The organism is Wolbachia sp. wLmal, assembly GCF_049435495.1.
Taxonomy (GTDB): domain Bacteria; phylum Pseudomonadota; class Alphaproteobacteria; order Rickettsiales; family Anaplasmataceae; genus Wolbachia; species Wolbachia pipientis.
Genome location: NZ_CP185405.1, coordinates 605,897 through 631,277 on the forward strand (window position 1 = coordinate 605,897; position 25,381 = coordinate 631,277).

23 protein-coding genes, 1 tRNA gene and 4 pseudogenes are annotated in these 25,381 nt (G+C 33.6%); 15 read left to right on the plus strand and 13 right to left on the minus strand.

Features of this window, described 5'->3' with window-relative positions; translation table 11 throughout:
* The first annotated feature begins 121 nt into the window (after positions 1 to 121).
* The 7 genes from ACEL90_RS03105 (at position 122) to ACEL90_RS03135 (ending at position 5,736) form a co-directional block, all read left to right on the plus strand.
* Positions 122 to 1,186, plus strand: coding sequence for an AI-2E family transporter (locus ACEL90_RS03105; RefSeq protein WP_423348618.1), 1,065 nt, complete (start codon positions 122 to 124; stop codon positions 1,184 to 1,186).
* 129 nt (positions 1,187 to 1,315) lie between these two features.
* A complete protein-coding gene (locus ACEL90_RS03110) occupies positions 1,316 to 1,951 on the plus strand; it encodes a DnaA ATPase domain-containing protein (protein WP_006280257.1) in 636 nt (211 codons plus the stop codon).
* A 205-nt stretch (positions 1,952 to 2,156) separates the two neighbouring features.
* The gene (locus ACEL90_RS03115; RefSeq protein ID WP_006279319.1) at positions 2,157 to 2,327 is read left to right on the plus strand and encodes a hypothetical protein; all 171 of its coding nucleotides are present in this window, start codon (positions 2,157 to 2,159) and stop codon (positions 2,325 to 2,327) included.
* On the plus strand, positions 2,317 to 3,303 hold the full coding sequence (locus ACEL90_RS03120) for a site-specific tyrosine recombinase (protein WP_423348619.1): 987 nt from the start codon (positions 2,317 to 2,319) through the stop codon (positions 3,301 to 3,303). Before ACEL90_RS03115 ends, ACEL90_RS03120 begins: the two co-directional genes overlap by 11 nt.
* 244 nt (positions 3,304 to 3,547) lie before the next feature.
* Entirely contained in the window at positions 3,548 to 4,084 is a 537-nt protein-coding gene (locus tag ACEL90_RS03125) for a lysophospholipid acyltransferase family protein (protein WP_423349287.1), read from the plus strand.
* A 51-nt stretch (positions 4,085 to 4,135) separates the two neighbouring features.
* Positions 4,136 to 4,405, plus strand: coding sequence for a 30S ribosomal protein S20 (gene rpsT / locus ACEL90_RS03130; RefSeq protein WP_012673338.1), 270 nt, complete (start codon positions 4,136 to 4,138; stop codon positions 4,403 to 4,405).
* An 80-nt stretch (positions 4,406 to 4,485) separates the two neighbouring features.
* A complete protein-coding gene (locus ACEL90_RS03135) occupies positions 4,486 to 5,736 on the plus strand; it encodes a citrate synthase (RefSeq protein ID WP_423348620.1) in 1,251 nt (416 codons plus the stop codon).
* A gap of 16 nt (positions 5,737 to 5,752) precedes the next feature.
* On the opposite strand, the gene ACEL90_RS03140 is transcribed toward ACEL90_RS03135, so the two are convergent.
* The 10 genes and pseudogenes from ACEL90_RS03140 to ACEL90_RS03185 form a co-directional block, all read right to left on the minus strand.
* Positions 5,753 to 5,902 (minus strand): hypothetical protein, encoded by a 150-nt coding sequence (locus ACEL90_RS03140; RefSeq protein ID WP_155975166.1) that lies wholly within the window; start codon positions 5,900 to 5,902, stop codon positions 5,753 to 5,755.
* 23 nt (positions 5,903 to 5,925) lie between these two features.
* A pseudogene (locus ACEL90_RS03145) lies at positions 5,926 to 7,053 on the minus strand (transposase).
* A gap of 266 nt (positions 7,054 to 7,319) precedes the next feature.
* Positions 7,320 to 7,664: a DMT family transporter gene (locus ACEL90_RS03150; RefSeq protein WP_423348621.1), complete on the minus strand. Its 345-nt coding sequence runs from the start codon at positions 7,662 to 7,664 to the stop codon at positions 7,320 to 7,322.
* Between the two features lie 16 nt (positions 7,665 to 7,680).
* On the minus strand, positions 7,681 to 7,950 hold the full coding sequence (locus tag ACEL90_RS03155; RefSeq protein WP_423348622.1) for a DMT family transporter: 270 nt from the start codon (positions 7,948 to 7,950) through the stop codon (positions 7,681 to 7,683).
* Between the two features lie 143 nt (positions 7,951 to 8,093).
* Positions 8,094 to 9,200 (minus strand): D-alanyl-D-alanine carboxypeptidase family protein, encoded by a 1,107-nt coding sequence (locus ACEL90_RS03160; protein ID WP_182366631.1) that lies wholly within the window; start codon positions 9,198 to 9,200, stop codon positions 8,094 to 8,096.
* Between the two features lie 707 nt (positions 9,201 to 9,907).
* Entirely contained in the window at positions 9,908 to 10,666 is a 759-nt protein-coding gene (locus ACEL90_RS03165) for a cell division protein FtsQ/DivIB (protein WP_423348623.1), read from the minus strand.
* On the minus strand, positions 10,647 to 11,666 hold the full coding sequence (locus ACEL90_RS03170; protein ID WP_423348624.1) for a D-alanine--D-alanine ligase: 1,020 nt from the start codon (positions 11,664 to 11,666) through the stop codon (positions 10,647 to 10,649). Before ACEL90_RS03170 ends, ACEL90_RS03165 begins: the two co-directional genes overlap by 20 nt.
* A gap of 89 nt (positions 11,667 to 11,755) precedes the next feature.
* Positions 11,756 to 12,265: a hypothetical protein gene (locus tag ACEL90_RS03175; RefSeq protein ID WP_423348625.1), complete on the minus strand. Its 510-nt coding sequence runs from the start codon at positions 12,263 to 12,265 to the stop codon at positions 11,756 to 11,758.
* Between the two features lie 26 nt (positions 12,266 to 12,291).
* Entirely contained in the window at positions 12,292 to 12,540 is a 249-nt protein-coding gene (locus ACEL90_RS03180) for a hypothetical protein (protein WP_423348626.1), read from the minus strand.
* A 193-nt stretch (positions 12,541 to 12,733) separates the two neighbouring features.
* The gene (locus ACEL90_RS03185) at positions 12,734 to 13,108 is read right to left on the minus strand and encodes a ferredoxin family protein (protein ID WP_141456813.1); all 375 of its coding nucleotides are present in this window, start codon (positions 13,106 to 13,108) and stop codon (positions 12,734 to 12,736) included.
* A gap of 61 nt (positions 13,109 to 13,169) precedes the next feature.
* Here ACEL90_RS03185 and dprA point away from each other — a divergent pair.
* A pseudogene (gene dprA, locus ACEL90_RS03190) lies at positions 13,170 to 14,257 on the plus strand (DNA-processing protein DprA).
* Between the two features lie 74 nt (positions 14,258 to 14,331).
* Here the strand turns inward: dprA and ACEL90_RS03195 are convergent.
* Together ACEL90_RS03195 and ACEL90_RS03200 are read right to left on the minus strand one after the other, a co-directional pair.
* Positions 14,332 to 15,060: a triosephosphate isomerase gene (locus ACEL90_RS03195; protein WP_423349288.1), complete on the minus strand. Its 729-nt coding sequence runs from the start codon at positions 15,058 to 15,060 to the stop codon at positions 14,332 to 14,334.
* 24 nt (positions 15,061 to 15,084) lie between these two features.
* Positions 15,085 to 15,157, minus strand: a tRNA-Thr gene (locus ACEL90_RS03200).
* 78 nt (positions 15,158 to 15,235) lie between these two features.
* Here ACEL90_RS03200 and rsmA point away from each other — a divergent pair.
* The 4 genes and pseudogenes from rsmA to secD all read left to right on the plus strand — a co-directional run bounded on the left by rsmA (position 15,236) and on the right by secD (position 20,367).
* Entirely contained in the window at positions 15,236 to 16,048 is an 813-nt protein-coding gene (rsmA, locus tag ACEL90_RS03205; RefSeq protein WP_423348627.1) for a 16S rRNA (adenine(1518)-N(6)/adenine(1519)-N(6))-dimethyltransferase RsmA, read from the plus strand.
* Between the two features lie 116 nt (positions 16,049 to 16,164).
* A complete protein-coding gene (guaB, locus tag ACEL90_RS03210; RefSeq protein ID WP_423348628.1) occupies positions 16,165 to 17,658 on the plus strand; it encodes an IMP dehydrogenase in 1,494 nt (497 codons plus the stop codon).
* Between the two features lie 63 nt (positions 17,659 to 17,721).
* Positions 17,722 to 18,694: pseudogene (locus ACEL90_RS03215) on the plus strand (IS3 family transposase).
* 164 nt (positions 18,695 to 18,858) lie between these two features.
* Positions 18,859 to 20,367: a protein translocase subunit SecD gene (gene secD / locus ACEL90_RS03220; protein ID WP_423348629.1), complete on the plus strand. Its 1,509-nt coding sequence runs from the start codon at positions 18,859 to 18,861 to the stop codon at positions 20,365 to 20,367.
* Here secD and ACEL90_RS03225 read toward each other — a convergent pair.
* Entirely contained in the window at positions 20,364 to 21,149 is a 786-nt protein-coding gene (locus tag ACEL90_RS03225) for an enoyl-ACP reductase FabI (protein WP_151808061.1), read from the minus strand. The genes secD and ACEL90_RS03225 overlap by 4 nt on opposite strands.
* A 233-nt stretch (positions 21,150 to 21,382) precedes the next feature.
* Between ACEL90_RS03225 and ACEL90_RS03230 the strand changes: the two genes are divergently transcribed.
* The 3 genes and pseudogenes from ACEL90_RS03230 (at position 21,383) to ACEL90_RS03240 (ending at position 24,683) form a co-directional block, all read left to right on the plus strand.
* Positions 21,383 to 22,198, plus strand: coding sequence for a hypothetical protein (locus ACEL90_RS03230; protein WP_423348630.1), 816 nt, complete (start codon positions 21,383 to 21,385; stop codon positions 22,196 to 22,198).
* 62 nt (positions 22,199 to 22,260) lie between these two features.
* Entirely contained in the window at positions 22,261 to 23,433 is a 1,173-nt protein-coding gene (locus tag ACEL90_RS03235) for a porin (protein ID WP_423348631.1), read from the plus strand.
* A 170-nt stretch (positions 23,434 to 23,603) separates the two neighbouring features.
* Positions 23,604 to 24,683: pseudogene (locus ACEL90_RS03240) on the plus strand (IS3 family transposase).
* Positions 24,684 to 25,381 lie beyond the last annotated feature (698 nt).

Genomic DNA, 25,381 nt, shown 5'->3' on the forward strand with positions numbered 1-25,381 from the left:
TTTGCCTGCGGATTAAACAACTGAATTTTAGTAAAAAACGATAGTATTACAAATCGTAAAATACTTTCAACATAGGAAAAATAAATTGCATATTTTTCAGTAAATTAGCTATGCTAAACACATGCAAAAACGTCATATAACTATTTGTTTCATACTGCTTTTTATAATAGGGATGTTATTCCTGATGCGTCCTATGATTTTTCCATGTTTAATATCTATTATTATTGCATATTTGTTTAATCCGCTAGTAGTCAAGTTTGAAAAGTATAGAATACCACGTTCATGTTCTGTAATTTTTATAATACTTATTTTATTAATAGCTTTTATACTAGTCATAACATTTGTTTTACCTATTATATGTGTTCAAATTACTTCAATATTAAATTTCTTAGTGAGTAAAGTGCCTTCATTAAAGCTTAAAGTAATCCCCTCTGTATTAGAATTTCTTAATATGAAAATCGAGGATAGCTTATTTGATCATTTATCTAAAAATCTAGCAGAAAATTACAGCAACTATGTATCTTATTTCATGAATGCTCTTGATATTGCTAGTAACTTTATAATCCAAGTGTTAAGTTCAAGCTTTAACACGGTATCATTAATGGTGATTACTCCTGTAGTGTTTTTCTATATATTACGTGATTGGCCTTTAATTATAGAAAAAGCTAGTAAATTAATCCCTATTCCTTACAGAGGAAAAATTGCAGATTATTTTTCCAAAGTGGATTTCATTATATCTAATTATCTAAAGGGGCAGGTAAATGTATGTATTGTCATGATGGTCTTTTACTCTGTGAGCCTGAGCATAATCGGATTGGAACACTCTATTGTTATTGGAATTTTATCAGGAATGTTAACGTTCATACCTTACGTAGGGCCATTATTATATACCATTATTGGGTTTTTGAGCGCTATCACTCAATTTAGTGGATGGTTTGAAAGTGCTGCTGTTTTGCTATTATTTGGTGTTGGACAATTAATAGATTCAAATATATTAGTTCCTTTATTAATAGGAAAAAAAGTTCATATACATCCAACTGTAATTATTCTGGGAATTACTATATGCGCTTCATATTTTGGATTTACAGGTATATTACTTTTTATTCCAATAATAGCAATGTTCAATGTATCAGTAGAATATGCAATCAATAAATATTTTAAAAGTGAGCTTTATAAAAACGGCTAACAGACCTTTTGCATAATCAATTTATGGTAAGAGGAGAAATGAGCCCAGAATACCTGACACATTTGAGGAGCGTAAGTAAATTTCTGCGCAAAAATTACTACCAGAAAGAGGTTACGTAAGAGGTTCAACGTGCAATTAAATTTATTTAACAACAATCAAGCTGATTATAGCCGGCAAAATTACATCATCTTAGATGAAAATAAGCACGTATATAATTCGGTAGTTAATGATTTATCTTGGAAATGTCTGATTCTTTTTGGACCTAAAAGCTCCGGTAAAACTCATCTTGCTCATATTTGGCAATCAATAAACGATGCAATCTTTATCAATGTGAATAACTTCGTAAGCGAGATTAGGTATAGCGATGCTTTTATTTTAGAAGACGTACAAAACATTAAAGATGAAGCAATGTTATTACATTGTTACAATTACATGAAAGAAAACGACAAGAGGCTGCTAATCACTTCTTCAATTTCACCAAAAAAGCTTAACTTCAAACTAAGAGATTTAAGTTCTCGAATATTATCAACTATCAGCGTAAAAATTTTGCCTGCAAGCGAGGAATTATTAAGAATTATGCTAATAAAACGATTTTCAGATAAACAGTTAAAAATTGATTTAAAAGTGATTAATTATATTTTAGCAAGAATAGAACGTTCTTTCTATAGCATTGATAAAATTATAGAAAAGATAGATAATGAATCTATAGGGTCAAATGTGACCGTTCCTTTTATTAGCACTTTATTAAAAAAAGATGCCATTTGATTTCTTCTTTTGTAAAGGTGTATATTAAAAATTTATTAACACCCATAACACTAACGTAATTGGAATCTCTATCTGTCCATGTTAGAATTATAATCAATGTTATGTTATAATAAATATAGATAGATACAGCTAAGAAGTATTCTATATTTACAGTAGAGCTCACCTTATAAGGTGTTTTTTATAGATTTAACGTTATAATTTAACTATGATAAGAGTAAGATTAAATTTAAGAAAAAGGTTAAAGCAAAAGTTTGTGATGTTCACTCTATTGATAAATGCTTTATTTGTCTCATATTTTCTCATAAGAAACACAGGGAACACTTCTAATCAAATTATAGCCAAAGAAATAAATATAGGAGCTGATAATGAAAAATAAACAGTCGCAAAATAAAAAAGAAAATCTTTACATAACATATTACATAGATGCTTTAGCTTCAGAGAGGTCCGCTGCACAAAATACTCTGGAAAGTTATCGTTCGGATTTACACCAGTTTGAAGAATTTTTATTGGAAAGCGGCACTACCTTGGTTGGTGTAAACAAAACCAATATTAAAGATTATGTGAAATCTTTATGTACACAAAAAAAATATAAAAGTAGCTCTATATCAAGAAAAATATCCGCTATGAGAAATTTTTACAAGTGTCTATTCAATGACGGAATAATAGATTTTAATCCAGCGCCGGCTAATGATGCTGAATTAAAGAATCCAAAAGTTTCTCGTCCTTTGCCTAAGTATTTAAGTGTCGAAGAAATATTTTTGCTAATGGACACAGTGAGAGAATCAGCAAGCGAATCGAATAAAGAGATAAGCAGTAAAAGGCTATGTGCGATTTTAGATATCCTTTACTCTTCTGGAATGCGTGTTTCTGAACTAATTAGTATGAAATTATGTGAAGTGTCACATTTAATAAACAGTAATAACAAAGAACGCTATATAATAATAAAAGGAAAAAGTGGTAGAGAGAGGCAAATTCTTTTTAATGAACAAGCATTGCAGAGCCTTAGAAATTATTTATCAGTTCGTGATAATCTGATCTCTAAAGAAAAGGAATCCGATTGGCTATTCCCAGGTGATAAACCTAATAAACCAATTACAAGGCAGAGGGTCGGTCAATTAATGAAGGAGTTGGCAAGAAAATGCAATATTGATGAAAATAAGATCTCTCCACACGTGATTAGGCATTCTTTTGCTACCCATCTACTAAATAGCGGAGCAAATATTGTGTTGATACAGAAAGTTCTTGGCCATACTAACCTTTCTACAACACAAATATATACTCATATTGCTAACGAAAAGTTAAAGGACAAATTAGCTGATTCGCATCCTATTACTCAGATGATCAATAATTAAATTTATTGTTTTTAATTTGTAATAAAGTTAAATTTAAATAAATTTATGTGAGTTTGTGATTTCAAGTTTATTGTTTAATTTCTTTCTTATATTATGGGAGGTATTCTATACTTTCATTACTCTCCCTGTAATTTTCTTTTCTGAGTGTGTAATAACCATTTTCCTCGTCTGTTCGGTGAGAGTTGTATTATTCATGCTGCGTTTATTATGTGGCATTAAATATGAAGTGAGGGGAATGGAAAACATCCCTAAGCAACCTTTTATCATTGCATCTAAACACCAATCTCCATTTGAAACATTTATTTTTATACTGCTATTTAGAAAAGCGGTTTTTATTTTAAAACGTGAATTGAAATGGATTCCATTCATTGGTTTGCATCTTATGGCGCTGAAAATGATTTTTATTAACCGTTCAGATGGTATCAGCTCTATACGCCATATAATCAAACTAGCAAAAATGCGTATAAAAGAAAATAGAAGCATAATAATATTTCCTGAAGGTACAAGAACAACTATAAACCAAAATATAAAATATCAACCAGGTATTGCTGCTTTATATAGCGTATTATCTGTTCCTGTGTTACCGGTTGCTTTAAACACTGGTTTGTTTTGGCCAAAAAGCATACTTTCTCTGAGAAAGAATCCCGGAAAGGCAGTAATAGAAATATTGCCCCCAATATATCCTGGGTTAAACAAAAATGAATTCTTGCAAAGTTTAGAAAAAATTATTGAAGAGAGAAGCAGTAGATTAACCATAGGAAAAACTGATATTGCAAATTAACAAAAAAACTTTATAATTAAAAGAAAAGTACAGTATTTTAGGTATTAATATATGGCAAATCATAAGAGTGCTAAAAAAATGATAAAGGTAATAGCAAAGCGCACTTTAATAAATAAGATGCGGAAAAGTAAAACTCGCACCTCTATTAGAAAATTGGTTGATATAATCAAGTCTGGCGACAAAGAAAATGTTGTTCTGGCATTTCGGAATGCTGAATCTAATTTACACAAGTGTGTGAATAAAGGTGTTATTCATAGGAATACTGCTGCGCGTAAAATAAGTCGCTTAAATGCAAAAGTAAAAGCATTGATGACCGCTTAATACGGTTAATGTAAAGTTAACTGCATTAATATATACTCCTCAGTTTGTATATTCTGTATAAAATTTAAGTAGCTTAAGTGATGGATAAAAAAGTGCTATTAGAACTGAGTAATGGATTAAAAATCGAGCTACCTGTATTAAGCGGAACAACAGGTCCTGATGTGTTAAATATCAAGGATTTATATAAGATGACAGGATTATTCACTTACGATCCAGGGTTTGTTTCTACAGCTTCATGCTCTTCTACAATTACATTCATTGATGGAGATGAAGGAGTTCTTAAATATAGGGGACATAATATAGCTGATTTGGCAGAGAATAATAATTTTACTGCTGTGATTTATTTATTGCTCTATGGTGAATTACCCAGTTCAGAGCAACACAAAAAATTTCTTCTCAAAATACAAGAATCATCCAAAGTATCAGAGCAAGTTACAAATGTAATTAAAGCATTTCCAAAAACTGCTCACCCTATGTCAATCTTAGTTGCATGTTTTGCAAGTTTGTCAGCATCTTATCATGAAAAGCATGGCAACAATGTCAATGGTGAAGACCTAGATTTTGGAATTTCTGCAATAGCACAAGTTTCCACAGTTATTGCAATGATTTATAGGCGTATCAACAATCAGGAATTCATAAATGCTAACAATGAATTAAGTTACAGTGAAAATTTCTTAAAGATGATATTTGGCGATGCTGTTGATAATGATAAAAGCGCCCTTTTTGCAAAAGCTCTGGATAAAATATTTACTCTCCATGCTGATCATGAACAGAATGCTTCTACGGCGGCTGTCAGATTGGTGGGATCGGCTGGTTCTAATCTGTTTGCAAGCCTCTCTGCAGGAGTTGCTACACTTTGGGGACCAGCACATGGTGGAGCTAATGAGGCAGTTATAAATATGCTAAAAGAGATAGAGCAAAGTGGAGATATAGATAAATTCATCGAAAAAGCTAAAGATGATAAAGATCCATTTAAATTGATGGGATTTGGACATCGTGTTTATAAAAATTATGATCCGCGCGCGCGTATATTGAAAGGCGCTTGCCATGAGGTTCTAAGTAAACTAGAACAAAATAATGAACTGCTTAAAATTGCAAAAAAACTTGAAGAAATAGCTTTAAAGGATGAATATTTTATCGTGCGTAAGTTATATCCAAATGTTGATTTTTACTCAGGTATAATAATGAATGCTATTGATATCCCCTCAAATATGTTCACGCCTATTTTTGCACTTGCAAGAACCACTGGTTGGGTTACTCAGTGGTATGAAATGATGAATGATAAAGAAACTAAGATCTGTAGACCAAGGCAACTCTATTTTGGTAAATAAATTTATTTTCACTTCATTAGACTTCTTGCATAACCCAAACTAAGTAGAAAAAAGGTGTCATCCGAGTAGCTGACACTGGTTCCTTTACAACGGAAGTGTCCAGAGGTGTCATTCCAGTCTGGAATCCAGAAAAAAGGATGGTGTCATTCCGTATCCGTTCAGCCAATGACGTCAACTTAAGAACTTTCATTAGCAAATTCTCCTAAAGACATGATGGCGTTTAGGCTTATCTACTTTATTGCGGCTGTCCAGGTCGGATTTTAACTTTAGCGCGTATACTTAAAAAGGGCTTGAAAGTTTTTTGGCGCAATAAGTACCTGATAGAGTTTCTGCCTCATTGCACCAAATAAAACTGAAAAATTTAAACGATACTCAGTAATTTGATCTGGGTTCCAAGGCCCTTGTGCATCACATATATGAAGCGATAATATATTGCACATGACCAAGTTTGCCCAAAATTCTTGTAATACAGCCTCTCCAGAAAAATTCTCTAACTCTGCTCCTACCTTGAGTCGTTTCCTCTATGTGCCACCTTAACACATAAGCTTTGCTCCAAAGTCTCGGTCAAAAACTCTGTTTCTCAGTTGGCTAATGTCAGCACTATAACTCTTACTTTCTGTCCTTTCATTTTATTTTTTAGCTTTTCATTTTCTAATATAAAATCAAAATCTAATTCGCCAGCGTTCCCATAGCTTACTATAATTTCTTTTTTGCAAGCGAAAAATAAAATCTACTTCCAAATCATAATGCTGCTGAATGAATTTTACTGAAGACGATCATAGATAAATAATAATTTCTCTTGATTTAATAAACGCATTTGAGTGATAACTTCGGGTAATTGCTCTGCCGCCAACGTTTGTTCACCTATATTCCAAGCTGCAAGACGAGCACTACAAATCAGCGAAGTACACAAATCAACAAACAAATTGCCAATGGTGCCTGTTGTTCCATTTGGTTCAAACTCGGATACAATTTCTCCAGAGCTGGGTAATCTCATACCAGAACCATCTGCTGCAATAAGTCTATAGCCTCTCCAACTCAGGTTCATCCTGATAGGCTGTTTGGATGCTTAAATTCTTGAAAGCCTGTATGGCAAATCTTATATCTTGCTTTAGAAAAAGCTTGCTTTGAGGGTACATGTCAATGGCTCCATAAGTTCACATTCTATTCCCAAACTTTTTTTAACTAACTTTAAAATCATAGAAAATACTGTCGAAAAAGCTTGTTCGTGTAAAACTCAACACAATGGATTTTCTGAAAAGTTTTCGAGTATATTATATTTTTAATTTGTAGAATAAGGTTTTTTCCTTTTTGCATGTTTCACCTAAAAAAGACACATTTTAAACTTTTTTGTTGCAATAAAATAGAAACAAAAGTGCTGTTTCTTGCACTCTTTGGATAATTTAATGATAAAAAATTTAGAGAGAAATTTTATACACTATCGCTGATATTTTTCCTTAAGTTGATGCCATTGCCTGAACGGATACGGTTTCCCGTCTTCACCATGCTATATAGAAAAAAGTCTGGATTCCAATTTGCATGACAATATGGAGTATCTGCTTCTTTCATCCCAGTGGGATCTTTTATTCCATTTTATCAACAGTTTGTTTTGCAGTATCAAACAATTTTAATCCTATAATCCCGAATGTAACTAAAATAAAGCATATTACTTCGAATAAATTAACTGGTTCATCAAATAGGTAAACTCCAAGTATCGAAGCTCCTATAGCGCCCACTCCAGTCCAAATTGCATAGCATACTCCGATAGGTATAGAACGTGTAGCGAGCGAAAGTAAATATGTACTAAGAGCCATGGAGAGTATGCTAATTATTGATGGTACGAGATGAGCAAATCCATAACTATGCTTAAGTGTTATGACCCAGAACACTTCAATTAGTGACGATAAGAGTAAATATATCCAATTCATGCATAAATTTTTAGGTTTAAATAGAGAGCTTTAGCCCTATGCTTCCTATTACAATTAAAACAATACATAAAACTTGAGATAAATTAATATTCTCTGTGAAAGTGGTTGCGCCAATTATAGTTATTCCAATTGTGCATATTCCAGAGGAAACTGCATAGCATACTCTAATAGGTAAAAAGCATGCTGCAAGAGATAAAAAATAAATGCTAATGATCATAATTACCAATGTTGCAATCGAAGGCACAACTTTAGTAAAACTGTTACTAAACTTTAGTGTTACAGCCACAGTATCTCTAGGATACTAGACAGCAACAAATATAACCAGCACATTTTCGTAACACTTCAATCTTGTATTGTAACAGAAATTGTTAGTTAAAACTACACTAAAGTGCAATAGATCTCTCTTTCGGAATTGCTTTAATATCAAACTTAAAACAACATCCTAAAAAACTTTTCTACGAAATTCAATTCCTGCACGTCATTTGCTGCATAAAGTGGTGTGGTTTGTTGCTCAATACCTGGTATTTCTACAAAAACTTCGCCCACTTCTTGACCTTTTTTAATGGGTGCAGGTATCATATCTTTATATTCAATACGCACCTTAATTTGGTCATGCAATTTGCGGTTGTAAGTTATGGTAACATCGTTTGCAACTGTAATAGGCACTTTTCTATCTTTTCCATAGAGAACATTTACTTCCTCAACTACGCTGTCTTTAACGAATATTTTCTTAGTGTTAAAATGATTTAAGGAATATTGTATCAATCTTTTTGCTTCTTCTATTCGCTCTTTCTCAGTGTTTAAACCATTTACGACAGCAAAAATTCTCCTATCATTTCGTTTTGCAGATGCTACAATGCCGTAACCACCAGCATTTGTATAACCGGTTTTTAAGCCATCAACCCCAATATCGTGAAAAAGTAGAAGATTTTTATTCTTTTGTACAATTTCATTATATGTCAAATATTGTTCGGAAAATAAATCATAATATTCAGGAAAATCGGTGAAAATCCTTTTTGCCAGCATTACCAAGTCTTTTGCGTTCATAAAATGATCTTCATCTGGCCACCCGCTTGAGTTGACAAAATGACTGTCATTCAGATTCAAATTTTGTGCAACTTCATTCATTTCAGCCACAAAATTCTCTTCTGATCCTGCAATGCCCTCGGCTAGTGTTATGCAGGCATCATTGCCTGAGACTATTGTAATTCCTTCAAGTAATTCCCTCACCGTAACGGATTGACCTTCTTTCAAAAACATAGAAGAGCCTCTCCTTTCCCACGCTTTTCTACTTACTCGAAATTTATCCTCCATGTGTATTATTCCAGCTTTTAGATAATCGAAGGCTATATATAAAGTCATTAGCTTGCTCATTGAAGATGGGGCCATTTTTTCATCAGAATTATGGTCAAAAATGAATGAGTCTGAAGCTAAATCTAAGACTACTGCTTGCTTTGCTTTGGTTCTAAACTGGTATGAGTATGAAGAAAAAGGAAGTATAAAAACTAATAGCAAAATTACCAATCTGCTTAACATATCTATAATTTTAAATTTATAGTGTACTAATTAATAGTATAATTTTACAGGGGCATTTCAATAGATCTCTTGCATAAAAATTCCTTGACAAGCCTTGCCAGTCCCCTTATCATGAAACTGAAGCTATTTATTTATCTTCTCTGTACAGATTAAATGACAAAAAAACTCACGTATCTGGCGTCCCATGTTTAATTTTTTGCACTATGTGCATCTTATGTCTTTATAAAATTCTAGGTTTTTACCTAATATAAGCTGAAATGCGCTATTTAAAACATCAAAAAACGCCGATTTAAAAAATGGATAGTGAATAACTAGCTACCCTAGGGTTTCTTTTGCCTTTTTTTCTGTTTAGTAAATTTCTTAATGTTTATAATTTAGATTAGTTGCGGCTTAAAAGCAACTAAATCGCGGTTATTAAGCGTTTAGAATAAAAAAACGCCATACTTGAAAGTATAATGTAAGTAATTAGCCAACCACGGGGCTTCTTTTGCCTTTTTTTTATTTGGTAAATTTCTTAAATATTTATAGCTAAACGACAACCGTCATCCCGCTACGTGTTAGCGGGATCTATGTTAAGGTATGGCGGTTAAATAAGGGATCTATGTTAAGAGATACCGCGAATGAATCGCGGTATGACGGTTCGCGGCGGGATTCCAGTGTCTGGGCACTGGGATGACAGGAAAAGGGGCTACTTGGATGACAGCAGATCACCTCTTCACAAAGATTTTATCAGTAATACGCATATCAATAATACTCCAATCGCTGAAAGTAAAATCAGTTGTATTGTGTAAGTGGTTTAAATAGTCCCATGCACTATAAGGGTTATCTTCAGGCAGTTTTACTGTGGAATCGTTATCAAGTATGATATTCCATCTTCTATTCCCTATATAAGCAAAAGAAGAAATGTGGTCTCTTAATTGAGTTTTACTCTCCAACACATCTCTAACAAATTCTAGGTTTGATAACGAGTTTTGTCCTGCAATTACAACAAGATCATCTACTAGATAGTCATCTACGATCACTTTGCCTTCGAAATCAATTACCGAGGTTTTGTTATTATCTTTCCAGAGAGCAAACGGTTTATGCTCATCTATATTAATGCGTAGAGTATTGGGCAAAATTCTGTGAACTCTTACGTGTTTTATCCACCTGCTTACGGATTGTATGTTACCGGCAAGTTTTGAAAGTGATATATACAGGATAGGTTGCGTTCTATCTGTCAAACTTAGAATATCCTTTTTGTTTGTAAATTTATTGCCGCTCACGACTACTTCGTCGATTGAAAATCCACTACTGAGTAATAAACTAGATAGGCAGTCATTATACCAAGTAAAGTAGTAATTAAATCGATTTATTATTTTATCAAGTGAGCTGTAAAGTATTAGCGTAAGAAAAAGTGCTGTGATAATAACCAAGGCACACTTACGCAAAAAACTCCTTTGGCTTCTAGTAATACTGCTCAACATGACTTAAATCCCTAATATTTTTGTGCTGCAAACTATCTTCAATAATAATTTTAACTAATTCATTAAAATTGATTCCTTTTGCCAATTTTGCAATTTCTGGCACTAACGATAACTCAGTAAAGCCAGGATGTGTATTAATCTCAAGCATTTTTAAAGTGTTATTCTTGGGATTATAACGAAAGTCTGAGCGGGAAATAGTTTTGCATCCTAAAAATTGATGAACTTTCAGTGCGTGTTCCAAGGTCATTTTATATATATTGTCAGGAATTTCAGCAGGAAATATATGTTCTGCAAATCCATCTGTATACTTTGCTTCATAATCATAGAATTTATTTTTTGGTCGTATTTCCATAGTGCCAATTGCTTCATCCAGCAATACAGCAGTATGTAACTCTATGCCCGGTATGTATTCTTCTACGATCATCAAATCTCTTGTCATAGAAGTAGCTCCTTCCTTGTCATCCAAGTAGCCAGATACTGTTTTTTTTTCCTGGTCACGCGCTGGAATGACATCAAATTTCAGTTTTAAATAATCCTCATGTGAGGAAACAATATGTACTCCGATGCTAGAGCCTTCATTAATTGGTTTTAAGACGTACGGATAATCGATTTTAATATTATTTTTTAGTACATCTTCTCGGCTAATTACATAACCTTTTGGAGTATCAATACTAAGGGATCGAAATATATGCTTTGACATCACTTTATTTATAGCAACGGCAGAAGCCATAACTCCTGAGTGTGTATATTTTATACCTAAGATTTCCAATAAACCTTGAATGCAGCCATCTTCACCATAAGGTCCATGCAGAGCGATAAAAGCAAGGCCCGAATTAATTTTTCTAAGCTTTTCAGCAATGTTGCTGTCAACATCTATTTCTATTGCATTATATGAAAGGCTATCGAGCGCCTTCTTTACTGCTTTTCCGCTCATAAGCGATATTTCTCTCTCACAAGAAAACCCACCACTTAAAATTGCTATAGTTGGAACCATAAGCATTCTATGTTTTACTATATAGCATATATAATGGTTACATTAAGCTTATTAAATACCTACTTTGGCTAACTATAAGACCTTCTTACTTTCCTTTAAGCACTTTTTTTATCCACTTCAAATAGCGTGCTCGGCAACGGTACTGGCGTGTTTGCTGCACCTTTATACTGTTCACAGACAAGCTTTTCTAAATCCTCAGCAGATTGTTCTTTTGCTTCTTCTTTTTTCACTACTCCACTAGTTACTAAATCAATTAAGGCTATAGTGTGTATTATCATTCGATTATTTAGCTCAAATATCTTTTTTGTATCAAGTGAGGGGTTTCTAATTAAGGCAGATAGTGCATGCATATATTTGTCTATATCAGAAAGACTTCTGCTTGTATCATAGTTGCTAACTAATATATATTCCTTCAAACGCTCAATTTCTTCTGGAGTAAACTTGTAAACTTCATCAAGTTTCCTTATTAAAGATATAGTAAGTATTCTACTTAGAACTCTTAATTCTCTAATAAATTGTACTCCTTCTCCTTCAGGATAAGACATCTCTTCCTTTTTATATTTCTTGAATAATTCTTGATCATAAGACTTCTTAAAATCTGACATTATTGCCAATGCTAACTCTTTTGAACCTAACTTATAAGCTTCGTTGAAGCTGCTTGCGCTGGCATCTTGTGCACCGCCTGCAGTAATTCCACAACTCCAAGAAATCTTTTAAACAAGCTATAATACTCTTTTATCATCTCTTCCAGCAATATTTTAATATCATCTTCGGTTAACTTTACTGTTGATAATAGATCACATGTTTTTTCAAGATTACCGTTCGCTTGAAAAAGTAACCCTTCAATCTTTTTAATGGTTTCTCTTTTATTTATACTCATAACTTACCCCCAAGATTTAATGCTAACAGCTAGTTTTATAATCAAATATTTCAAAAGTCAATAAGCCTTTTTCCTTAATCCTTAAATTAATCGATACTAATTTATCAGCATAACAACTTAGATAACGCAACTATTTTCAGCAACCAAAAACAATAACCCTGAAATACAAAAAGTTTCTTTTCCTTCAGCAGTATTATTCTAAATTTTCCTCAAAATAAGTTGTTTTATCCTTTTTTTCCTTATACTCTTCTGCAGTATAGAGAGGTTGCTTCTTAGCTGTGATATTTGGCCATTTTTGTGAGTATTCTACGTTTATGTTGTAAAATGATTTGAAGATTTTTTGTTCACTGTTCAGTAACTCTTCATCTAGTTCTAAAATATCTTTTATGGAATCATCAGTTACAATTGCATCTACTGGACACTCAGGTATGCACACTCCGCAATCAATACATTCATCTGGGTTAATCACGAGCATGTTTTTACCTTCATAGAAGCAGTCAACGGGACATACTTCCACACAATCCGTATATTTACATTTTATGCATTTATCTGTAACAAAATGCGTCATAAAACACTGTATATTTGCATTATCTTGGGTACACTAAATTGATAAGAAATTCAAGCCTTTTATGAAGATAAATAAATTGAACAACAAAGAATTAGAAGTGTGGTTAAGCTTGGCTAGAACTATAGGACCAACAAAGTTTTTTAGTATACTAAGAACACATGGATCGCTAGATGAGGTGTTGAAATATCTCAATAGGGTGGCTAATAATAAGGTGTATGGCATTCAAGATGCACGAGAAGAAATCAATAATGCAGAAAGAATTGGAGCTAAAATTATACCCGCATGTGACCCAGATTACCCTGATCTTTTAAGAAATATCTCTAGTTGTCCTCCTGTAATAACTGCGCTTGGTGATATATCATTATTAAGCCGTGAGATAATTGCAATAATCGGTGGGCGTAACTCTTCAATGAATGGAAGAATTTTGCCAATAAGTTGGCACTTGATTTAAGCGAAGCTGGTTTTGTTATTGTTTCTGGACTTGCAAAAGGAATCGATACTGCAGCAAACAGTGTAATATACAAAAATCATCCCACTATTGCTGTTACAGCAAGCGGAATTGATGTGGTGTATCCAAAAGAGAATTTTGATCTATACAAAAAAATCACTGGGAACGGTGGGTTAGTAATTACTGAGCTTCCATTTGCTACTAAACCAAAGCCTCAATATTTTCCTCAGAGGAATCGAATTATATCTGTTCTATCGCTGGGTGTTGCAGTGATTGAAGCATCGAAACGTTCTGGCTCTCTAATAACAGCAGATTTTGCTTTAAATCAAGGGAGAGAGGTGTTTGCAGTTTCTGGTTTCCCTTTAGATTCACGCTGTAGTGGTAGTAATTATTTAATTAAAAACGGTGCTAAGCTTATCGAATCCGCTGATGACATAATGGAGAGTATTAGGTTTAGTTTACCTCCGCAGCAAAAAAACCTATTTGATGTTGAGCACCATTTTGTTAACCAAAAACAAGAAAAATTACAACAGGCAAAATCTGTTATAGTTGATCATATTAACTCTGTACCTGTTGATATAGATGAACTTATATTAGCAAGCGGACTTTCTGCCAACATAGCTCTAATGGCTCTTTTAGAACTAGAGTTGGAAAACAAAATAGAGCGTTCACCGGGGAATAAAATATCGTTAATTTTCTAGATTACTTTAGCTATACTAGATGCTCGTACAGACATATGCTTGACACTGGAATGATGCCATTTGTTATAGGATTCTTAGTTGCTGATTTTAGAATTGATAAGAGAAAACTTTTTTTCAACTTGTTGTATAATTTTATAAAAGTGATCGAAATCTAAGCTTGCACTGCCAATTAAAACTCCTGATAAATTTGAAATATTTAACAAATTTTCTATATTTTCTGAACTGACTGAACCACCATATATAATGTGTTTTTTACTAGTACACAATTTTATTACCTCTATCATCTCAGCAATTGCATCATTATTTGGCACATGACCTGTGCCTATTGCCCATATTGGCTCATATGCTACGGTATATTCACCGTGTGTTGGCAAGCGGTTTTTGCATTGATATTCTATTACTTCTTTTGTTTTTTCATTCTTATAATCTTCTGAATTTTCACCCACACAGATAATTGGGTGTAAGCCTGATTCTATTGCTATTTCCGACTTAAGTTTTATTTCACTATCTTTTTCATTGGCCCTTTCAGAATGCCCAAGTATTACGTAAATACACCCTAGTTCTTTTAACATTTCTGCGCTAATTTCACCTGTGTAAGAACCGAACTTTTTATGATGGCAATTCTGTGCTCCTATATTAATATTATTGTTCAACTCTATACTGCTTGGAAATGATGTAAAAGGAGGGCAAATCACTAGCTTAGAGGTAATTTCGTTGCTCTTGTTGTTAAGTTTGCCTATAAAGTCAACAAATGAAGAACGCATTCCATTCATTTTCCAATTTGCTACTATTAAAAAGGACATCAACTTTACTTATATGGGCGAGAGTGCCGGCTGTCGGACTTGAACTGACAACCTACTGATTACAAGTCAGTTGCTCTACCAATTGAGCTAAGCCGGCGTTAAACACATTAATAATATACAATTATCAATGAATTTTCGTCAACTAATTTTTAAAATACTGTATAATGAAAATAATATGAAAAAATTTTTACTGAAGCCAAAAAAGAGTCTAGGGCAAAATTTTATTTTATCGAGTGAGATAACAAAAAAAATCGTCGCTTTAGCTGGTAGTCTGGAAAATTTTAATGTCATTGAAATTGGTCCTGGATATGGTGCATTAACAAGAGAAATATTGGTGCATAATCCAAAGTCTCTACTTTCTATAGAAAAAGATAGAGATTTAGTAAAACACCATGACCAACTGCCAAATGAGCATCAAGGAAAGTATAGAATTATAGAAGCGGATGCACTGCATGTTACAGAAGAAGAGCTGATAGAGCGCCCAGTTAAAGTTATTGCTAACTTGCCTTACAATATCTCGGTAGTGTTATTTTTAAAGTGGTTAAATAATATAAAATTTTTTACGAACTTGACATTAATGTTTCAAAAAGAGGTAGCAGATCGCATTACGGCAAGACCCAATTCTAAAGATTATGGTTCCTTATCAGTGCTAAGCCAGTTGCTATGTGATATAAAAAAGGAATTTGATATTGAACCTAAAGAGTTTTTTCCAAGACCAAAAATACATTCTTCAGTAATTACAGTAAATCCTTTGCCTACCCCAAAGTTTGCAGTAAATTTGGAAACCTTAACAAGATTAACACGTGTCGTTTTTTCTCAAAGAAGAAAGATGCTGAGAAATAGCTTGCAAAATATAACGAACCACGCTGAAACTGTCCTTGAAAACGCTAAATTGAGCGGAAACCAGCGTCCAGAAAACTTAACTATTGAGCAGTTTTGTTTGCTGGCAAATAATGTAGAATGCTTATTTTGCAATAAAATGTATTAGCAACTATATAGCTTTTCTATCTCCTAAAAACAGTTAGAGCTATACAATTAAAGGCTCCTAGCTAATTTTGCCTATTGCAATTTAATTAATTGGCGTATAAGCTTTAAATAAAGCCTATGAAAAAAATGGAAGCTTGTTATTCATTTGACGATATACTTCTTTTGCCAGCCTATTCTAATGTATTGCCTTGCGATACAGATACAAAAACTTATTTAACAAATAATATAGAACTAAATATCCCTCTCATATCCTCTGCGATGGATACTGTTACTGAATCGGGCTTTGCAATAGCTATTGCCCAACATGGAGGAATAGGTTGCATACATAAGAATTTATCAATAGATGAACAAATTTTAGAAGTAAGAAGGGTGAAAAAATATGAAAGTTGGATCGTGTATAACCCAATTACGATTTCACCAGATAAAACGGTTGCGGAAGCAATTTCATTAATGAGAGAGCACAATTATTCTGGCATTCCTGTAGTTGATCAACGCAAGTTAGTTGGAATTTTAACTAACCGAGATGTGAGGTTTATTGAAGACCAGAACATGAATGTAAAAGTTTCCGAAGTGATGACAAAAGATAAGTTAGTAACAGTGCGGGAGCAGGGAGTGAATAGTGCCTCAGCAATGAAATTATTGCATGAAAATAGAATAGAAAAGCTTTTGGTTGTAGATGAAAATTCTTGTTGTATAGGTTTAATTACGGTTAAAGACATTGAAAAATACAATAGATACCCAAATTCATGTAAAGACAGTAAAGGGCGTCTCAGAGTTGCCGCTGCAATTGGCACTGGTAAAAAAGATGGTATAGAAAGATGTGAAGCTTTGATCGGAGAAGAAGTTGATGTAGTTGTTGTGGATACTGCTCACGGTCATTCCGAAAACGTTATCAATACCATTAGGGAAATAAAAAAGATGTATCCTAATACGCAATTCATTGGCGGAAACATTGCAACAAAGGAGGCTGCTGAAGCGTTGATTGATGCGGGTGTTGATGCAGTGAAGGTTGGAATAGGACCAGGATCAATCTGTACAACCAGAATAGTTACAGGTGTTGGTGTGCCACAATTCTCTGCAATCAAGAATGTTGCAGAGGCGTGTAGAGCAAGAAACGTCAGACTAATTGCTGATGGTGGGGTAAAATACTCAGGAGATGTTGCAAAAGCTATTGCAGCTGGTGCTGACTCTGTGATGATTGGTTCGATTTTTGCTGGCACTGACGAAAGCCCAGGTGAGATTATTATGTATAAGGGCAGAGCATATAAAAGCTATCGAGGAATGGGATCTATTAGTGCAATGAAACGAGGTTCAGCTAGCCGTTATTTTCAAGATAAAGATTCAAAACTCAAATTAGTTCCACAAGGAGTGGAAGGAAGAGTTTCATTCAAAGGTCCAGCTTCAGGAGTAATCCATCAATTGATTGGCGGATTGCAAGCTGCAATGGGGTATACTGGTAATAGGAATATAGAAGAGATGAAAAAAAATTGTAAATTTGTTACTATTACTGCATCAGGATTAAGAGAGAGTCACGCTCATGATATAGTCATTACACAAGAAGCTCCAAATTATGCTTATCAAACGTCCAATTTGTCAACCGATTCGGAGTAGTCCAGAAAAAGTAGAGAGAAAGTTAAAACGTTTTTGGAGTAAAATAAAACGTTTTTTCAAAATATGACAAATAGAAGAGAATATACAGCAGAATTCAAATTAGAAGCTGTTAAGCTGGTTAAAGAAACAGGTCAAGCAAGTACAAAAATAGCAAAAGATCTAGGTATAGATGGCAGTATGTTAAGTAAGAAAATATGATGGAAAAATGTCTGGAGCATACGCATTTCCAGGCAAAGGCTCCTTATGACAAAGAAAGATTTGATCTAAAAAAAGAACTAACAAGAGAAAGAGACATTTAAAAAAAAGCCCTGGGCAAAGAAAAAGAGTAAAGTATTCTTTTATATAGAAATTGCTATAAAACACAGGAACTATGTAGGGTTTTGTACTGGTGGTATGGGTTGCTAAGGAAAAAAGCAGTAAAGAATTAGCAAAAGAAGGGCTTCTAGCAGATATTCAAAAAATACATCAAGCTTCTAAATGCAGATATGGAGCCCCTAAAATTCACGCTGAATTAAAAGCTTTAGGCAAAAATTAAAACAGTACAAAGTGTTATGCAAGAAAATGGCATTAAAGCCAAGTTTAGACGAAGGTTCAAAAATAAAAAACAGCAAATAAGCAACCGAGTTGTGGCTCCGAACACATTGGATCAAAATTTTACTACTGATCAGCCAAATAAAGTTTGGGATTACCTACATAAAAACTAAAGAAGGTTGTTGGCGGCAATAATTCTCACGCATGGTGGTTAATGAGTAACATGATAATTAGTTATAGATTCTTTATTGATGGCCGTTGATAAACGCAAACCCGATAAAAATCTGCTGTTACATAGCGATCAAGGGTCACAGTATACCTCTCAAAATTACCAATTTCTATTGAATACAAAAAACATCATTTCCAGCATGAGCCATAAGGGCTGTTGTTACGATAACTCTGTTGCAGAAAAGTTCACTTAAAAGGGAGCTGCTTATTGATACTTCTCGCCCAACAAACCAGAACTGCCATATTTGAATACATAGAAATCTTTTATAACAAATAACGTAGACATTCTACTATTAACTATTGCATTCCTGCACAATTTATTCTCATGATAAAAACGTCTTAACTTTCTCTCTACTTTTTCTGGGTAAGGTCAAATAGAGAATTTTACAAAAATCTATTTTTAACTTACAATCAATTATTACAATTTTAAACCTACAACTTATGTATAACAGACTTATAGTCAAATCTTTTTCAGTATTATGCATCTGTTTATTTGCTTTGTACATAACACTGCCAAATTTCTTTGATAATAAGCTTTTTATTTCGAAAAAAAGAATAAACTTAGGCCTTGACCTGAAAGGAGGGGCATCTTTGCTTTTAAACATAGACTTAGACTTCTATTTTAAGGAAAAGCTAAGCATGCTAGCTAACGAAATAAAAGAGACATTGCTAACAAAAAATATTGAATCTAACGTACAAAATAGCGTTATAACTTTAAATAATATTGATGATTATAAAAAAGCATCTGTGTTGATTAATGCGATAAATCCAAATTTAGAGCTAAATAGAAAAGATTCTTCAATTCTCATTTCGTATAAACCCCATTATAAAAATTCTTTGATCAGTGAAGTAGCTGCAGAATCAATAAACAATGTCCAGCGCCGTTTGGACAAACTTGGCACAAAGGAAGTCAGCGTTCAAAAACAAGGGCAGAATAAAATATTAGTGCAGGTGCCTGGAGTAGAAGATACCAAGCAGATAAAATCTCTGCTTGGCAAAACTGCTAAGCTAGCTTTTCATTTGGCAAACACTAACATAGCCAGGGTGCAGGATATAGACCATGAAACCACTGTCATGCTCAAGGATTCTTTAGGTAATTCTTATCCAATATTCCGCAAAACTGAAATAGGTGGTGATTCGCTGGTTAACGCATCAGTTAGATTTGGTCACTTAGGTAAACCAACAGTGCATTTTAAATTTGACAGCATAGCGAGTAAAAGATTCGCAAAAATCACTAAAGAAAATGTGGGAAAACCTTTTGCAATTGTTCTGGATAACACAGTCTTAACAGTACCTACAATACGTGAGCCAATTTTAAATGGAGAGGGAGAAATTAGCGGTAATTTCACTGAAAAACAAGCAAGCGAACTTGCAATACTTTTAAAATCTGGAGCACTGCCAGCACCACTTAAAATAATTGAAGAAAAAAACATTGGCCCAAGTCTTGGAGAAGAATCAATAAAGGCAGGGGAAATGGCAGCAACAATCTCTATTATAGCCGTGGCTTTATTTATAATCATCACTTACGGCAAATTAGGTGTATTGGCCTCTGTTGCACTTTTTTCTAATGTAGTTCTTATATTATCAATTCTCACTCTGCTTGAAGCAACTCTAACTTTACCTGGAATTGCCGGTATTGCACTTACTGTTGGTATGGCGGTGGATGCAAATGTTTTAATATTTGAGCGAATTCGTGAGGAAATCAAATCTGGCAAGAGAGTGGAACGTGCTATTGAAGAAGGGTTTAAAAACGCTATAAAGACAATACTGGATTCAAATATCACTACATTAATTGCTGCAGGAATAATGTTCATTATTGGCAGTGGAGCAATAAGAGGCTTTTCTGTCACTCTATCAATAGGAATTTTATGTTCGATGTTTTCTGCAATCACAGTCACAAAACTCCTGATAGAGTTGTGTATGAACCCGAAGGAACTAGTGCTTTGTTAGTCAACCACCTTCATTCCCACAACGTTATATCCTGAATCGACGTGCAAAATTTCTCCAGTAGTGCCACTACTTAGGTCGCTTAATAAGTATAGCGCTGCCTTGCCAACATCCTCTATTGTAACATTGCGTCTGAGCGGAGAATTATTTCTATTCCATTCTGATATGGAGTGAAAATCGCTTATTCCAGAAGATGCTAAAGTTCTGATTGGACCAGCGGAAATTGCATTTACTCTGATATTTTGTGGCCCGAGATCACATGCTATATATTTTACACTTGCTTCAAGTGCCGCTTTACATAAACCCATAACGTTATAATTTGGCATAACTTTTTCAGCGCCATAATAAGATAAAGTAAGCAAACTACCACCACCTGACATCATTTTTTCAGCTCTTTGTGCTAAAGCAGTGAAAGAATAGCACGATATATGCATTGCATTGAGGAAGTTATCCAGTGAAGTATTGACATATTTACCATCTAACTCATTTTTATCGGAGAATGCTATTGCATGCACCAAAAAGTCAAGAGTACCCCATTTTTTCTCTATTATTTCGAAAGCGTTATCTATGATTTTTTCATTTGAAACGTCGCAGTGTAATATTAGCTCCACATTTAGTTCATCTGCTATTGGTGACAGTTTTTCTTTTATTATTTCATTCTGGTAGGTGATTGCAAGTTCTGCTCCGTGCTCTGAGAGAGTTTTTGCTATACCGTATGCTATTGATCTCTTATTTATTATTCCGGTTATTAATCCCTTTTTGCCTTGTAATAGACTTGTCGTCATAGAACTATCTGTTTTTTTATAATTTGGAATATTAACTAGGTAAAGTCAAGATATCACTATGTTTTAAAATATTTTTTGCAGTAACTTGAAGTCTATAAACAGTAATCTTGATTCTTCTACAACAAAGCCATCCCGTATGACATTTTGTCTATACCTAATTAAGCATATCAATAAGCAAGTAAATCTTAATATAATCTTATTATACTTATAAATACGCTGTATAGAATGAAAGTGTGGATGATTTCATAACTGCAAGAAGAAAAGATGATGCTGTGGTATCTGTTTGTCAGGATAATAAGAAAAAAAACGTGTTAATTTTAGGGCTCAATCAAGCCGCAAGGAATTTGTTAAAATACGAGGAAGGGAATTTGCTTAATAAGCCGTTAATCAATATTTTAAGTGCAAGAGCAGCTGACGACATGAAGAATTATTTAGAGTATACTGAAAATGGGCACGATTTACTTGATATATTACCTAAAGTGATAAATTTTTCCTTAACTGATGCTAAAGGAGAAGATGTCAGGACAAAAGTAAAAGTTTTCCGCACTGCACAATTTGCCAGTAATAAAATAAATTATGAGCTGTTAATACGTGATATCAGTTTGTCCCATAAATTAGGAATCTTTAGAGATGAATATCTAATAGGTAAGAAATATAAAAACCATGACTTATTCGATATACCGGGCAATGAGTCCACTATTCTAGAGTTATACGTTATATTGAATTTCGCCTTTCAACATCAAATTAATGCAGCTATAGGAATAATTGGCTTAAATAGTAGCTGTAGCGAGACAAATGATGCACTGAAAGTTGTCATAGAACATTTTTATAAAAATTGCCGTAGTGATGATTTTCTAGGGTATATTGATGAGAATAAAGTGCTTTTTGTTTTGATTAACTGCGATGTAAAAAGTACATCTAAAATAATTAATCGTATACATTCTGCCATTAATAAGCAGTTATTAATGCAAAAATTACCAAGTGTATCAATAATTTATGGGAATATAGCTCAAAAACAGGCAGCAAAATCTACCAGCGGTGCCTTCTGAAAAGTTGTTTTTTATTTATATTGAGTTTAAACTTAAATTTTTATAAAGATTTAAGTTTATTTATGAAGTTAAAGTACTACCTGGTAGCACTGCTTTCATCATTGTTTTTGCAGAATAGTGCTAGCTCTAAAACAATTTTGGATAAGGAAATATTTTATGCAGAACTAGACGGAAAAATAGATTTGAGATTCGGCTACGCCTTCAACAGAGATTCTTTCAATGCTAAGCCTAAGGATAAAACTTCAAGTTATTCATACTTGCGCTTTCTTTATTTACAGCAAGTTTATCCAAATACTCAAATGGGGGTTAATGTTAAGGCAGGGGTTTCTGGTATTGCAAACCTAAAAGCGTTAGACATAGAAAAGTTAGACATGGAGGAATGGTATTTTATCATAAAAAACCAGGAACTTGGATCAATTGAATATGGTAAAAGAAGTTTAGTTGGTCAGAGCATGTTAATTAACACTTCAAAAATTTATGCAGCTGCTGGAGGAGTAAATGGTCATTGGACAAACTATGCAAATTTGCGCGGTGATCATAAAAAGGATGGTGACCCTGGATATGATCAAGACAAGGTGTTCTGGGTCAAGCCCAATATTTATAGCGATTATAATGAACTCGAACTAGGGTTAAAACAATCATCAATTAACTACATCTCCCCTGAAATCTATAACTTTCAACTCGGATTCAGTTATGTTCCAGGAAAAAATAACTTACAGTACAGCAATTTAATTGCTGCTGGCCTTTCCTATAAAAACAGCTTGTCAGATGATATAGGTTTTACTACTGCCTTAACTGGTGAATTTGCAAGAAAAAATTTAACTGATTGCTCAGATGGGACTTCTAAAAATTATGAATGCCGCAATCAATTACTACACTGGAATTTTGGTTTGAAGCTAAAATTGTTCGATCTTGATTGCATTTTTTCGTATGGTAATGGTGGTAAATCTGGTGAGAAGCGTAATCCTGAAACAAATAATACGTATTATATGAATGCAGGTATCGCTTACCGTTCTGATTCTTACAAATCGAGCTTAACATATTTTAGTAGTGGTAGGGATATTGCAGGCGAAGGTACAAACGAGTTAACATCATATGCTTTAAGTCTTGAAAATTCTCTTTTTTTAGGTACTTCATACTATTTCGATATTGTAAAGTTTAGTACAAAAGAGCCTAAAATAGAAAATAACAACTCTGGTTATGTGTTCTTGGCTGGACTGAAATTAAGTTTTTAATATTGCCTCCTTCCAACACTCTTTTCTGTCATCCAAGGTAACCGTTCACAGATTTCCACTTAATTTTTCAATCTCACTCATGGAGAGGCCAGTAAACTGACCTTACCCAGAAAAAGTGGAGAGAAAGAAAGGAGTTTTTTTGGGTAAAATAAAATTTTGGAGGATTAGAAATGGTAAGAGAATATACAGCAGAATTCAAATTGGAAGCTGTTAAACTGGCAAATGAACAAAGAAAGGTAGGTCAACCAGTTGCAAAAGTAGCAAGAGATCTAGGAATAAGGGATAGTGTATTAGGAAAATGGATGAAGAAATATAACGAAAAAAAGTCAGCGGCAAATGCATTTCCAGATGTAGCACCTTATGACAAAGAGAGGTTTGATTTACAAAGCAAGAGTAACAAGGGAAAGAGACATTTAAAAAAAAGCCCTGGCCAGTCAAAAAGAGTAAAATATTTTTTATATAGTAACTGCTATAAAGTACAGGAATTATGTAGGATTTTCTGCTAGTGGCTACTATAAGTGGACTACAAGAAAAATAAGCAGTAGAGAATCAGCAAATAAAGAGCTACTCGAAGCTATTCAAAAAATATATCAAGTTTCTAAATGTAGATATGGAGCTCCTAAAATTCATGCTGAATTGAAGGCTTTGGGTAAAAGTTGCAATTTGAAAACGGTGCAAAGTATTATGCAGAAAAATGACATCAGGGCTATACTGAGAAGAAAGTTTAAAATTAAAAAACAACAAACAGATAATAGAGCTGTAGCTCCCAATATATTAGACCAAAACTTTATTGTTGATCAACCAAATAAAGTATGGGATTACTTACATCAAAACCAAGGAGGGATGGCTATATTTGGCAGCAATAATTCTCACGTATGGTAGTTAATGAGTAGTGCAATAAATAAACAATTGGTTATGAACTCTTTATTAATGGCCATTAATAGGCGTAAACCTGTTAAAAATCTACTGCTGCACAGTGACCAAGGTTCACAATATACTGCGCAAGGGTATCAATATCTCTTAGCTGTAAAGAATATAGATGAGTAATAAAGGCTGTTGTTACGACAATTCTGTTGCAGAAAGCTTCTTTAGCTCATTGAAAAGAGAAATACTTATTGATACTTCACAACACTCTGCTCAACACACTAGAACTGCAATATTTGAATACATAGAAATTTTTTATAACAAACAACGTCACTATTAACTATTGCATTCCTGCACAATTTATTCTCATGATAAAAACGTCTTAACTTTCTCTCTACTTTTTCTGGGTAAGGTCATCATAGCATTAGTTAGATGCATTAGAATTGATCATGATGATGTACATATAATGTTTAGGTTTCAAGAACTTGCTCTGGAAATGCAAAAAAAAATGTTCAACATTATGTCGCGAGTCAAACTTAGGGTATTTGGCGTCTCATGTTTAATTTTTCGCACTACGTGCATCGCATGTCTTTAAAAATTTCTGGGTTTTTACCTATATAAGCCGAAACGCGCTTATAAAGCGTTACAAGACATCAAAAAATGCCAATATTTTAAAGCGGATAATAACCCCAGGGCTTCTTTTGCCTTTTTTTTATTTGGTAAATTTCTTAATGTTTATGGCTAAACGACAATCGTCATCCCGCTACGTGTTAGCGGGATCTATGCTTTGAGATACTGCGAATGAATCGCGGTATGATGGTTAAGTAAGGGATCTATGCTAAGAGATGCCAAAGACCTTCATGAAACTTTGCCCATTTGGCTTCTCTAAAGATTTCGTTTACAGAATCTAGTAACTCAGCTATGCAGAATAAAAAAAGTTTGTATGGTATACAAATAGTGTGTTTTTTTTATAATTATTTTCTATAATACATAAACCTTTGGTCCAAGCTGTAAATGCCACCATAGGCATTAAAAGTTAATTAACAAACTGCAATGTATAATGAAATAAAGAAACTTGTAAGAC

Bases quoted from the DNA above. Each gene is read 5' to 3' on its own strand.
- ACEL90_RS03115 (WP_006279319.1), top strand. From the start codon at position 2,157: ATGATAAGAGTAAGATTAAATTTAAGAAAAAGGTTAAAGCAAAAGTTT.
- ACEL90_RS03160 (WP_182366631.1), bottom strand. From the start codon at position 9,200: ATGTTAAGCAGATTGGTAATTTTGCTATTAGTTTTTATACTTCCTTTT.
- ACEL90_RS03195 (WP_423349288.1), bottom strand. From the start codon at position 15,060: ATGTCCTTTTTAATAGTAGCAAATTGGAAAATGAATGGAATGCGTTCT.
- rsmA (WP_423348627.1), top strand. From the start codon at position 15,236: ATGAAAAAATTTTTACTGAAGCCAAAAAAGAGTCTAGGGCAAAATTTT.
- ACEL90_RS03105 (WP_423348618.1), top strand. From the start codon at position 122: ATGCAAAAACGTCATATAACTATTTGTTTCATACTGCTTTTTATAATA.
- ACEL90_RS03185 (WP_141456813.1), bottom strand. From the start codon at position 13,108: ATGACGCATTTTGTTACAGATAAATGCATAAAATGTAAATATACGGAT.
- ACEL90_RS03225 (WP_151808061.1), bottom strand. From the start codon at position 21,149: ATGACGACAAGTCTATTACAAGGCAAAAAGGGATTAATAACCGGAATA.
- ACEL90_RS03175 (WP_423348625.1), bottom strand. From the start codon at position 12,265: ATGTCAGATTTTAAGAAGTCTTATGATCAAGAATTATTCAAGAAATAT.
- ACEL90_RS03120 (WP_423348619.1), top strand. From the start codon at position 2,317: ATGAAAAATAAACAGTCGCAAAATAAAAAAGAAAATCTTTACATAACA.
- ACEL90_RS03135 (WP_423348620.1), top strand. From the start codon at position 4,486: ATGGATAAAAAAGTGCTATTAGAACTGAGTAATGGATTAAAAATCGAG.
- ACEL90_RS03170 (WP_423348624.1), bottom strand. From the start codon at position 11,666: ATGCTTATGGTTCCAACTATAGCAATTTTAAGTGGTGGGTTTTCTTGT.
- guaB (WP_423348628.1), top strand. From the start codon at position 16,165: ATGAAAAAAATGGAAGCTTGTTATTCATTTGACGATATACTTCTTTTG.
- rpsT (WP_012673338.1), top strand. From the start codon at position 4,136: ATGGCAAATCATAAGAGTGCTAAAAAAATGATAAAGGTAATAGCAAAG.
- ACEL90_RS03235 (WP_423348631.1), top strand. From the start codon at position 22,261: ATGAAGTTAAAGTACTACCTGGTAGCACTGCTTTCATCATTGTTTTTG.
- ACEL90_RS03150 (WP_423348621.1), bottom strand. From the start codon at position 7,664: ATGAATTGGATATATTTACTCTTATCGTCACTAATTGAAGTGTTCTGG.
- secD (WP_423348629.1), top strand. From the start codon at position 18,859: ATGTATAACAGACTTATAGTCAAATCTTTTTCAGTATTATGCATCTGT.
- ACEL90_RS03180 (WP_423348626.1), bottom strand. From the start codon at position 12,540: ATGAGTATAAATAAAAGAGAAACCATTAAAAAGATTGAAGGGTTACTT.
- ACEL90_RS03165 (WP_423348623.1), bottom strand. From the start codon at position 10,666: ATGTTGAGCAGTATTACTAGAAGCCAAAGGAGTTTTTTGCGTAAGTGT.